We start from the raw sequence: 11,680 nt of genomic DNA on the forward strand, positions 1-11,680 counted from the left end.
GATTGCTCATTTTGGTTTCCGCTTTGTTTGTGCGGATTAAAAATGCGCGTAAGCCTTTCTAAAGGATCATGGTGTTCATGATCGTGTTTTGTTTCGTGTAGATTTTTGCGATCGTTATCGCTCATAGCTTTTCTCACATGATGGTTTGCACTTACGTGCAATCAATGGTTGATTTTGATTTGTTATATTAAAATTATAAATTTTCCCCCTCTCATGCAAGGATACATGAAAAAGTTTATCAATAGAGTACCTATTGTATGTATTTATAGAACTTTTTCAACGCATTTCTATGGGTGCTTCGACTCCTATGATGGTAAGCCCTGATGATAAAATATTGATAACAGCTTGTATCAATCCTAATCTTGCAAAGGATAACTCTTTATCATCAGGTTGAATAAAGCGTAAATTGAGATTTTCACTCCCTTTATTCCAATGGGTGTGAAAGCTGGAGGCAAGGTCATAAAGGTAAAACGCTAATCGATGCGGTTCTTTATGAATTACGGCCTGTTCAATGATACGTGGATATTCAGAAAGTTTGCGTATTAACAATATTTCATGGTCATCTGTTAATCGATGAAGATGGGCAATCAATGTATTATTTGAAAAGCTTTTAATATGAAGCGCTTCTTGTGCTTGACGAAAGACTGAGTGACAACGTGCACTTGCATATTGTACGTAAAAGATGGGGTTATCTTTTGATTGTTCTGTTACTTTTGCAAAATCAAAATCAAGAGGTGCTTCACACTTACGGTATAGCATCATAAAACGCACAGGATCACGCCCAACCTCTTCGACAACATCCCGTAGAGTGACAAAAGATCCTGCTCTTTTTGACATGCGTACAGGATGACCGTTGCGAAAAAGTTTTACCAATTGACACAAGAAGACACTTAATTTAGCTTTATCCCCAGAAATTGCTTTTGCCATTGCCTCTAGCCGCTTTACATAGCCCGCATGGTCTGCGCCTAGAATATAAATCATTTCATCAAAATGACGATTAAATTTATCCCGAAAATAAGCAACATCAGCAGCAAAATAAGTGTAAGAACCGTCAGATTTGACTAAAACACGGTCTTGGTCATCACCGACATTTGTTGAACGGAACAAAGTTTGTTCGCTTGGTTCCCAGTCTTCTGTATTTTGTCCTTTGGGAGGGGGGAGTTTTCCTTTGTAGATATAACCATTTAAAGTGAGGTCGTTGATGGTGTTACGAATGGCGCGTGCATTATCTGCATAAAGCATTCGCTCAGAGAAAAAGATATCATGATAAATATTAAGAGCAGCCAAATCTTCGCGAATCATGGACATCATTGCATGAATTGCACGTTCTTTCACAAGAGATAAGGCTTCATCTTTATCCATCGTGAGGAGTTGGTCACCAAACTCTTGAGCAAGCGATTGACCCAATGGTATCAAGTATTCTCCAGGATAGAGTCCTTCTGGAATTTCATTAATTTCTTGCCCAAGAGCTTCACGATAGCGCAATAGTACCGAATGGGCGAGGACTTCGATTTGTTGACCCGCATCATTGATATAATACTCTTTTGTAATGTTATAGCCCGTAAATTGTAGCAAATTGGAGAGAACATCCCCAACAACTGCTCCGCGGCAGTGTCCTACATGCATTGGTCCAGTGGGATTTGCTGAGACATATTCAACATTGACGCATTTTCCTTGTCCCATTGGAATACGACCATAAGAAGTGCCTAATTCAAGCATAGATTTTATAGCATCTTGCCAAAATAATTTTGTAAGCTTTATGTTTATAAAACCAGGACCGGCAACATCTATATTTTCGATAGAGGAATCATTTTTAAGAAGTTCTATGATTTTATCTGCAAGTGCACGTGGATTGATTCCAATAGATTTTGCAAGCACCATAGCAGCATTGGTTGATAAATGACCGTGGGAGGAATCACGCGGAGGATCAACAGTGATTTTTGATAAATCTAGATCTTCTCCATTTTTTCCTTTTATATCAGATAATTCAATTGATCTCTTAATTTTTTTTTCGAAGTTTTTAAAGATATTCATATTTAGCTTCCATGATGATGCCAAAAGCCATTAAACGAAATTATCTGTATGGTCAAATAAACGCTGATATTCACGTAGAGCGTAGTGATCCGTCATGCCTGAAAGAAAGTCAGCAATCAAACGTGCTAACTCTTGATTTTTTAAGTGCACTGTTTTGCTCTGCCAACTTTCAGGCATTGTATTTGGATTTTCATAATAACAATTGAATAATTTTTGTACAATGCATTTTGCTGCATTGCGACGACTAAGAACTTGTTCATGGTAGTAAAGATTTTTAAATAAAAAGTTTTTTAGTTCTTTTTCATAAACGGTCATTGTCGGTGAAAAGGTGACAATGGTTTGTTTTGCTTGGTGAATATCGTTTATGCTTGTTGGTTTGATGCGTGCTAAATTTTCTTGTGATTGTTTGATAACATCTTCAACCATGGTTGTTATTTGTCTTCGTACAAGTGTGTAACCGCGACGCGCTTGGTCGAGGTGGGGATGCTCATCTGTTATATCTTTTAATATTGCTGCTGTTAGTGGAACATGTTCAAATTGATCGAGTGTTAAAAATTGCGAACGTAGACCATCATCAATATCATGCGCATTGTATGCGATATCATCTGCAATAGCAGCACATTGCGCTTCTAGCCCTGCAAAACAATCGAGTGCAAGGTCTTGCTTTGCATTGTATTGTAAAATATCGATAGGAACCTCCTTATTCTTTGCGTGAGGACCTAAAAGGGGACCATTATGCTTTACAAGTCCTTCGAGGGTTTCCCATGTAAGGTTAAGTCCATCAAAATTTGCATAGCGCTGTTCTAGTTTTGTTACAATGCGTAATGCTTGTGCATTATGATCAAAGCCGCCATAAAGTACCATGGCTTCATTAAGAGCATCTTCTCCTGCATGGCCAAAGGGTGTGTGTCCAAAGTCGTGAACAAGGGCAATGGCTTCGGCAAGGTCTTCATCAAGACACAGGGCACGGGCTAATGTTCTTGCAATTTGAGAAACCTCTATGGAATGGGTTAGGCGAGTACGGTAATGATCGCTTTCATCAGCAATAAACACTTGCGTTTTATGTTTAAGACGTCGAAATGCATTAGAATGGATAATACGATCTCTATCTCGTTGAAAAGGTGAGCGTGTGGTGCTCATCGTTTCATGGTATAATCGACCACGGCTTGTTTGTGGATGAGCACTGTATACTGCTCGAGATTGGTAATTGAAGTTGATATTGCCTATATCCATTGCAAGCTGTCTATTATCATCTTAAAATTGAGAGTGGTTTATGAGAAATAAACTGCTCTTTGAGTGTAGGATACTCTTTCTTGATGGTTTAATGCAAGGATATATAAAATGAATGTGAAAATTTCAGATATTGCTGCCAAAAAAATTGCACAGATACTTTTGCGTGAACCCGATAAAATAGCATTACGTATTTCTGTTGAAGGTGGTGGGTGTTCTGGTTTTTCTTATAAATATGACTTGGTTTCTGAAATGTGTGAAGATGACCTCGTTCTCAAAAAAGACGGGGCAGTTGTGTTTATTGATTTACTATCACTTCCTTTTATGGAAGGAGCTGAGATTGATTTTGTTGATGATCTTATGGGGCAGTCTTTTCAAATCCACAATCCCAATGCTGTTTCATCATGTGGTTGTGGTGTAAGTTTCTCAATTTAAAATGATGGCTGTGTGATATTGTTTCTTGAAAAAAAGATCATGTTGATCAACAATGCAAAAATGGGTATTCTTATAAAAATAGTGCACCGATGTGTATGGTTGTGCGTGGCGCTTTCTTTATTGACTTGGAGCCACTGTGCTTTTTCTGAAGCAGGAGAAGGGCAAGATCAGCAGCAGAGACAATCAAGGAGTTTTATTGTAAAGACTCAAAAGCAGGAGAACGAAAACTTAGCATCTCAAACACAACTCATTTTGAATGCTCGATTAACAAATAGTCATCCGGATATTGAAAAAGGGCTTGTCTGGCGGGTTTATGCTCCTATTCTAGGGATTGATAATAAGTTACCATTAGTGGCAACCTATAAGGGGGGAAGTGCACGTTTTGATCTCGAACCAGGAAATTATCTTGTTCATGTCTCATTTGGTCATATGAGTGCTGTGCGCCATATTCGTTTAGAAAATGGGCAGAGTCTTGTAAAAAACTTTAATCTTGAGGCTGGTGGTGTCATTTTAAATGCAACACTGCTCAATGGCGTAATGAATGAAAAGGAACTCCGTTTTACCATTTATGAGGATGAAAAAGAAAATGATGATACGGGAGTAATTATATCAAATGTTAAACCCCAATCAGTTGTGCGTTTAAAAGCTGGCCGCTACCATGTTGCTTCCCATTATGGTTCTATTAATGCGACGGCTCGTTCGGATATTCAAGTGGATGCGGGTAAAATAACAGAAGTTACTCTTGAACATCAGGCCGCTCAGATTGTCTTAAAGCTGGTGCGACAAGAAAGAGGAGAAGCGCTTGCAGATACAAGTTGGTCTCTTGCCAATGATTCTGGTGATATCGTTTATGAAACAGTAGGTGCGTATGTTTCACTCGTGTTAGCGGAGGGAGAGTATATTGCAATTGCTAAAAATAAAGATAAAATCTATCAAAAAGTTTTTTCAGTCGTTTCTGGTCATGATGAAGATATAAGTGTGATAGCGAATGAAGAAAATATGCAGCGAGTTGATGAAGATGTGGATTGATTGTTGTTCATGGGGGGTAAACTACGATGAAAGACGGGGTATGAATTTTGATTGAAATTTCAACAGTTGGTGTGTTTTTTGCTGGGGCACTCTCTTTTTTGTCACCATGCGTTTTGCCGTTAGTTCCTCCTTATTTGTGCTATATGGCAGGGGTTGGTATTGATGATTTTCGTTCAGAAAAGCCTGATGAGAAAGTCTTTATCCGGTGGGCTTTATTATCTTCTGTTATTGCTTTTGTTCTTGGGTTTACGACTGTTTTTGTTGCTTTAGGTGCCAGTGCTAGTACAATTGGGAAATTCATCGGTTATTATCGTGATTGGTTTGCCCTTGCTGCTGGAATTGTCATTATTATTTTTGGTTTAAATTTTTTGGGGATTTTCAAGATCGCTTTTTTATTTCGTGAGGCGCGTTTTCAGACCAAAAAAACACCTGCTGGTCCTTTAGGCGCGTATATTATCGGTTTAGCTTTTGCCTTTGGTTGGACACCGTGTATTGGCCCTATTTTAGGTCCTATTATAACGCTTGCTGGAACAAAAGAAACTGTGGGAGAGGGAGCTGTTCTCTTAGCGGTTTATGCATTAGGTCTTGCTATTCCTTTTATGTTAGCAGCTTTATTTTCGAGCAGTTTTATGCGATTTTTAGGCGCTTTTCGTATTCATTTAGGAAAAGTTGAAAAAATCATTGGTGTTTTTCTTATTCTTACAGGGATTTTGTTTTTAACAGGTTCTATGCAGGATCTTTCATTTTGGCTTTTAGAACATTATCCTTCGTTGAGTTATATTGAAGATATTCGTTGGCACAGTATTATGAATTTTTTTGGATTTTCTCGTTAGTCTTATGTGTTTTTATGGTTAGAAGTTGTCTTTCTATTGTTCTTGCCGCAGGTGAGGGGACGCGCATGAAATCGTCTCTGCCTAAGGTACTTCATAAAATTGCTGGATTGCCTCTTATATGCCATGTTCTAAAACAAATAGAATTGGCAGGCTCTTCACAATTAGCGGTTGTTGTGGGATATGGTGCTAAGGAGGTTATGCACGTTGTTCAGTCATTTGTAAAAGATGTAATGATTTTTGAACAAAAAGAGCGTTTAGGAACTGCCCATGCTGTTTTGTCTGCTCGTTTAGCTTTGCAAAAGGAGGTGGATGATGTGCTCATTGTTTTTGGGGATACTCCTCTCATTCAGCAAGATTCATTGCACCAAATGCGTGCACAGCTTGCTGATGGAGGAGCAGATGTTGTTTTTGCAGGTTTTCATACCAAACATCCAACAGGTTATGGGCGTCTTCTCGAGAAAAATGGTCAATTGATTGCAATTGTAGAAGAAAAAGACGCTAGCGATGAAGAAAAAAAGATTTCTTTTTGTAACGGTGGAATACTCGCTATGCGTGGAAAACATGCACTTTCTCTTTTAGAGAAAGTTGGTAATAATAATGTGAAAAAAGAATATTACTTAACAGATATTGCTTCTCTTGCAACACGCGAAGGATTAGATGTGCGTGTTGTTGAAGTTCCTTTTGAAGATATTGTAGGAATTAACAACGGTCTTGAGCTTTCTGAGGCTGATTCTTTGTGGCAAAAACGTAAAGCGCGCGATTTAATGTTATCGGGTGTTACACTCTTAAAGCCAGAAACACTCTATTTTTCTTATGATACAGAAATTGCACCAGGGGTGGTGATAGAACCAAATGTTTATTTTGGGTTAAACGTAAAAGTACAATCTGGTGCGGTTATTCATGCATTTAGTTATCTCGAAGGTGCTGTGGTTGGTAGAGATGCACAGATTGGTCCCTATGCACGTTTGCGTCCTGGAACAGAGTTGGCTAAGTCCGTAAAGATTGGAAATTTTTGTGAAGTCAAACAAGCTAAGGTAGGAGAATCTTCTAAAATCAATCATTTAAGTTATATTGGTGATGCCGAAATTGGTGCACATACCAATATTGGAGCCGGTACGATTACTTGCAATTATGATGGATTTAACAAATATAAAACCATGATTGGTGATCATGCTTTTGTTGGGTCTAATACGGCACTTGTTTCCCCATTGGTAATAGGGGATGGCTCTTATGTTGCTTCAGGAAGTGTTATTACTGAAAATATTCCTATGAACAGTATGGCTTTTGGGCGTGCACGACAGGTTATAAAAGAGGGCTATGCGACAAAATTTCGAGAGCGTTTGTTAGAAAACAAACAGAAAAAATGATTATTTTCAGCTTATTCTTTTGTTTCGTGTTAATCTAACGATGGATGGAAGATTTATTCTTAAAGATTGCCGTATTCCATGTTTGAATTATTTTTATTATTTATAGTTTTAAATAAAGGCTGTTGGATTGTTTTGTAAAATTTGAATCTTAAGATGTGGGTTGGAGCTTTTTAATGTGTGGAATTATTGGAGTTCTTGGAAAGAGGTGTGTTACGTCCTCTTTGGTTGAGGGGTTAAAACGTCTTGAATATAGAGGGTATGATTCATCTGGGGTGGCAACGGTCCATAATGGGCATCTTTATCGTGTACGTGCTGAGGGGAAGCTTGTTCATTTAGAAGAAAAATTAAAAAAAACACCTCTGGAGGGAAGTTTAGGGATTGGTCATACCCGTTGGGCTACGCATGGAATTGCTGTTGAACGCAATGCGCATCCCCATGTGACTGAAAAGCTTGCGATTGTTCATAATGGTATTATTGAAAATTTTGTAGAACTGCAAAAGGAACTCATAGAGGATGGTTGTATCTTTGAAACAGAGACGGATACGGAAGTTATTGCACATTTAATAACGCGTGCATTAAAAGATGGTCTTTCTCCGCAAGAAGCCATACGTACCAGTTGGAAAAGGCTGCAGGGGGCTTTTGCTATTGCTCTTATTTTCGAAGGTGAAGATAACCTTATGATTGCGGCTTGTTCTGGTCCACCTCTGGCAATTGGTTATGGAAAAGATGAATTTTTTGTGGGGTCAGATGCGATTGCTTTGGCACCATTCGTTGATTATATTAGCTATATGGAAGATGGGGATTGGGCTGTTCTCACACGGGAAGGTGTTACAATTTATGATGCTAACAACCAACCGGTAAAACGTCCTGTGACGACATTACTCGAAGGGGCTTTATTGATTTCTAAGGGTAATCATCGTCATTTTATGCACAAGGAAATGTTTGAACAACCTGAAGTGATTTCTCATAATTTGGCGCATTATCTTGACCTTGGAAATTATGCGGTTCGACCGCTTGAGAATTTGATTGATTGGAAAAATATTCATCGGCTTCTTTTTGCGAGTTGTGGAACGGCATATTATTCAACCTTAGTTGCGCGCTATTGGTTTGAGAAATTTGCCGCTTTAAGTGTTGATAATGATGTTGCTTCCGAGTTTCGTTATCGTGAACCTCCTATAACGTCTGATGTGTTATCGCTGTTTGTTTCTCAATCTGGTGAGACAGCTGATACATTGGCTTCTTTGCGTTATTGTCGTGAGCGGGGTGTAAAAACAGCAACAATTGTGAATGTAGAGCAATCAACAATGGCAAGGGAGGCTGATTTTATTCTCCCAACACTTGCCGGACCGGAAATAGGTGTTGCTTCAACAAAAGCTTTTACCTGTCAATTGGCAACGCTTGCTTCACTCGCTCTTAGTGCGGCTAAACAACGTGGCTATCTTTCGGCTCAAATAGAAAAGCAACTGGTTCAACAGTTGGCAGAAGTTCCACGTATTTTAAATGAGGTCTTAAAATTAGAGAGAAAAATTGAATGTATTTGTCGTGATTTGGTGAATGCAAAAAGTGTTCTTTATCTGGGACGTGGAACTTCTTATCCGATTGCTTTGGAGGGAGCTCTTAAACTGAAAGAGCTTTCTTATATTCATGCTGAAGGTTATGCGGCAGGTGAATTAAAGCATGGACCAATTGCTCTGGTGGATGAGACAATACCCGTTATTGTTGTTGCACCTTATGATCGGTGGTTTGAAAAAACTTTTTCTAATATGCAAGAAGTGGTAGCGCGTAATGGTCGTATTATTTTAATAACCGATAAAAAGGGAGCAGAAGTAGCTTGTCTTAAGACTTTATCAACGATCACTTTGCCAGATGTTCCAGAATTTATTTCTCCTATTATTTATGCACTCCCTGTTCAGTTAATCGCTTATCATACGGCTGTTTTATTAGGAACAGATGTTGATCAACCCCGTAATTTAGCAAAATCAGTCACGGTTGAATAAAAGTATATTTCTGAATCTTTTGGAGAATAATCAAGTGTAAGAAATTGATTTATAATGAAACTTATTTTTTCATTTTTCTCTGTTGAACGAGAATACTGAAGAAAGGTTTTTTATTCCTAAATCCTTTACGATAAAACGAAAAATATTTTCTTACCTATCAAAAAATAGATCAGTTATGTGAATATAATGGTAAAAAAAGACGCAATATTGCTTCTACTGTTTTAATGCAGTTGATTTGTTATTCGTTCATGAAGCATAAAGATGGTAAGAGACTGCGTAGATCATTTATGGGTAATTCTAAGAGAAAATCATATTTGAACAGAGAGGTATTTAAGTTTTTTATTAGAGGGTTTTTGTTATCCTGCTCGTAAGAGGCGTGCAGCATCGTTGTGTCCGAAAAGATAAAGGAGCAACCGTAAAGCTTGTCCTTGCTCAGAAGAAAGATGAGGATCGCGTTGTAAAAATAAACGAGCATCTTTTCTTGCCATTGACAAAAGATCGCTATGAACTGCAAGGTTTGCTATATGAAATTCAGGGACTCCGGATTGTTTTGTACCTAAAAGTTCTCCTTCGCCTCGTAGGCGCCAATCTTCTTCAGCAATTTCAAAACCATCTTCTGTATTGCGGATAATATTAAGGCGTGTTGCTGCTGTTTTAGTCAGTGGATCTTTATAGAGCAAAATGCAGGAAGATTTTTTATCGCCTCGTCCTACACGTCCACGTAATTGGTGCAATTGTGAAAGGCCAAAATGTTCCGCGTGTTCGATGATAATGATCGAAGCATCTGGAATATCTACTCCCACTTCAATGACGGTGGTTGCAACTAAAATACGTGTATTTCCACATTTAAAAGATGCCATAGCGGCTTCTTTTTCTGCTGTAGACATTTTTCCATGGATCATACCAACGTGTGCTCCAAAGCGCTCATGGAGAAATGCAAAGCGGTTTTCAATTGAAGTGAGATCAAGAGCTGTCGATTCCTCTACTAAAGGACAAATCCAATAGAGCTTTTCTCCTTTTTCTAATGCAATTGCGATTCTCGCTATAAGCTCATGAAGACGTTTCAAAGAAAGCGTTGCTGTTGTAATGGGTTGTCGTCCCATTGGTTTTTCGGTAATTTTAGAGACATCCATATCACCAAAAGCTGTTAAGACAAGTGTGCGCGGAATGGGCGTGGCGGTCATAACCAGCATATCAGCTTTATTGCCTTTTTCTGTAAGAGCGATACGTTGATGGACACCAAAACGGTGTTGTTCATCGATAATGGTTAAAGCGAGATTATTATAAGTAACACTGTTTTGTATGAGAGCATGGGTTCCGATGACAATAGAAACTTGACCTGACAGAATATCATTCACGATATTTGTCCGCAATTTCCCTTTTTCTCGTCCTGTTAAAAGCGTTGTTTGTAATCCGACCTTTTCGGCAAGAGGAGCGATGGTGGCAAAATGTTGCCTAGCAAGCACTTCAGTTGGTGCCATTAAAGCTGATTGTCCTGAATTTTCAGCAATTTGTGCCATTGCCATCAATGCAACAACAGTTTTTCCTGCGCCTACATCACCTTGAAGTAGTCTTAGCATCGGTTCTGGTGAAGCAAGATCATTTGCGATATCTTCTACTGCTTTTTTTTGTCCGGTTGTGAGTTGAAAGGGGAGGATATTAAGCAATTTTTTAGTATAAATTCCTGTTGATGGTCGAGAAGTGCCAACAAGAGATTTAGTTTTCAAACGCACGAGTCCTAGTGCCAATTGACAAGCGAGCAATTCATCATAGGCAAGACGTTTGCGTGCTGTACTTTCTAAGGATAGATCATTGGGGTTAATGGGCGCATGGATACGGCGTAAAGCAACAGAAAAAGAAGGAAAATTTTGCTGCTTTTTTACATTTTCATCTATCCATTCTGGGAGGAGAGGAATAAAATCAAGAGTGTTTTGTATGGCGCGTCTTAGTGTCTTTACAGTTAGTCCTGCAGTAGAGGGATAGACAGGTTCGATCAGAGGTATCTGATTTGATTGTTCGCTTGGGGCAATATAGTCTGGATGCGCCATTGAAAGCTGTCCATTAAACCATTCAACTTTTCCTGATATAATGACTTTTTTTCCTTCGGGGAGTTGTTTTTTTAGCCAAAGAGGTTGAGCATGAAAAAAGACTAAATTTATTTTTCCTGTGTGATCATGGGCAATAACACGATAGGGAATTCGGTTGTGACCACGGGGTGGTGGTTGATGTTGATCGATGATAATTTCGAGCGTAACAGTATCTCCTTCTTTTGCAGAAGCAATGTTGGGACGCATTCTGCGGTCTATAACGGAATGGGGCATTAATTGAAGAAGGTCAATAAGGGTTGCTTCGCGTTGTGTGGGATTAACATCTAAGAGTTTGGTCAATAAACCATAGACTTTAGGTGTAATACCAGAAAGAGTTCGGATAGAATTAAAAAGTGGGGTAAGAAGACTTGGAGGCATGAGCAAATTTAACCTGCCCTTTTTGTTTTTTCTAGACCTTTAGAAGAGCTTTTTGGGGATAAAGTCATAAAGACAAGGTTGCTTTATTTACACATTGAACTTTAGGAAGAGAAATTAATATTTAAAGAAAAATACAATTAAATGGTCAAAAATTAAAGTACTTAGATGAGGTATATTGTTTTTCTTTTTATTTTAGGTGTTTATTTGCTGTGAATAGAAGCATTTTCTTGATAGAACTCTCTTATAAATATTAATAAAATTGGGATATTGCTCCTATGTAGGATGATGAA

At 38.5% G+C, this 11,680-nt stretch carries 8 protein-coding genes; 5 read left to right on the top strand and 3 right to left on the bottom strand.

Going from position 1 to position 11,680, the window contains the following annotated elements:
- Positions 1-276: 276 nt before the first annotated feature.
- Positions 277-2,034: an arginine--tRNA ligase gene (argS, locus tag ACFIL8_RS03210; RefSeq protein ID WP_375627798.1), complete on the bottom strand. Its 1,758-nt coding sequence runs from the start codon at positions 2,032-2,034 to the stop codon at positions 277-279.
- A 30-nt stretch (positions 2,035-2,064) separates the two neighbouring features.
- Positions 2,065-3,267 (bottom strand): deoxyguanosinetriphosphate triphosphohydrolase, encoded by a 1,203-nt coding sequence (locus ACFIL8_RS03215; protein WP_375638219.1) that lies wholly within the window; start codon positions 3,265-3,267, stop codon positions 2,065-2,067.
- Positions 3,268-3,375: 108 nt separating this feature from the next.
- On the opposite strand from ACFIL8_RS03215, the gene ACFIL8_RS03220 reads away from it, so the two are divergent.
- The 5 genes from ACFIL8_RS03220 to glmS all read left to right on the top strand — a co-directional run bounded on the left by ACFIL8_RS03220 (position 3,376) and on the right by glmS (position 8,925).
- Positions 3,376-3,699 (top strand): HesB/IscA family protein, encoded by a 324-nt coding sequence (locus tag ACFIL8_RS03220; RefSeq protein ID WP_375671866.1) that lies wholly within the window; start codon positions 3,376-3,378, stop codon positions 3,697-3,699.
- 39 nt (positions 3,700-3,738) lie between these two features.
- Positions 3,739-4,728 (top strand): carboxypeptidase regulatory-like domain-containing protein, encoded by a 990-nt coding sequence (locus ACFIL8_RS03225; protein WP_375638218.1) that lies wholly within the window; start codon positions 3,739-3,741, stop codon positions 4,726-4,728.
- A gap of 44 nt (positions 4,729-4,772) precedes the next feature.
- A complete protein-coding gene (locus tag ACFIL8_RS03230) occupies positions 4,773-5,561 on the top strand; it encodes a cytochrome c biogenesis CcdA family protein (protein WP_375610470.1) in 789 nt (262 codons plus the stop codon).
- 14 nt (positions 5,562-5,575) lie between these two features.
- Positions 5,576-6,928 carry a bifunctional UDP-N-acetylglucosamine diphosphorylase/glucosamine-1-phosphate N-acetyltransferase GlmU gene (glmU, locus tag ACFIL8_RS03235; RefSeq protein ID WP_375668376.1) on the top strand — a complete coding sequence of 451 codons (1,353 nt, stop codon included), beginning with the start codon at positions 5,576-5,578 and terminating at the stop codon, positions 6,926-6,928.
- Between the two features lie 173 nt (positions 6,929-7,101).
- Positions 7,102-8,925, top strand: coding sequence for a glutamine--fructose-6-phosphate transaminase (isomerizing) (gene glmS, locus ACFIL8_RS03240; RefSeq protein WP_375611533.1), 1,824 nt, complete (start codon positions 7,102-7,104; stop codon positions 8,923-8,925).
- 356 nt (positions 8,926-9,281) lie between these two features.
- On the opposite strand, the gene recG is transcribed toward glmS, so the two are convergent.
- Positions 9,282-11,390 carry an ATP-dependent DNA helicase RecG gene (gene recG, locus ACFIL8_RS03245; RefSeq protein WP_375688894.1) on the bottom strand — a complete coding sequence of 703 codons (2,109 nt, stop codon included), beginning with the start codon at positions 11,388-11,390 and terminating at the stop codon, positions 9,282-9,284.
- Positions 11,391-11,680: the final 290 nt, after the last annotated feature.

It is taken from the genome of Bartonella sp. AP57NXGY (assembly GCF_042195805.1).
In the GTDB taxonomy this organism is placed as follows: domain Bacteria; phylum Pseudomonadota; class Alphaproteobacteria; order Rhizobiales; family Rhizobiaceae; genus Bartonella.

What these genes read in the sequence shown, in the direction of transcription:
- argS (WP_375627798.1), bottom strand. Translation starts at nt 2,034, where the DNA reads ATGAATATCTTTAAAAACTTCGAAAAAAAAATTAAGAGATCAATTGAA.
- ACFIL8_RS03215 (WP_375638219.1), bottom strand. Translation starts at nt 3,267, where the DNA reads ATGGATATAGGCAATATCAACTTCAATTACCAATCTCGAGCAGTATAC.
- ACFIL8_RS03220 (WP_375671866.1), top strand. Translation starts at nt 3,376, where the DNA reads ATGAATGTGAAAATTTCAGATATTGCTGCCAAAAAAATTGCACAGATA.
- ACFIL8_RS03225 (WP_375638218.1), top strand. Translation starts at nt 3,739, where the DNA reads ATGTTGATCAACAATGCAAAAATGGGTATTCTTATAAAAATAGTGCAC.
- glmU (WP_375668376.1), top strand. Translation starts at nt 5,576, where the DNA reads ATGGTTAGAAGTTGTCTTTCTATTGTTCTTGCCGCAGGTGAGGGGACG.
- glmS (WP_375611533.1), top strand. Translation starts at nt 7,102, where the DNA reads ATGTGTGGAATTATTGGAGTTCTTGGAAAGAGGTGTGTTACGTCCTCT.
- recG (WP_375688894.1), bottom strand. Translation starts at nt 11,390, where the DNA reads ATGCCTCCAAGTCTTCTTACCCCACTTTTTAATTCTATCCGAACTCTT.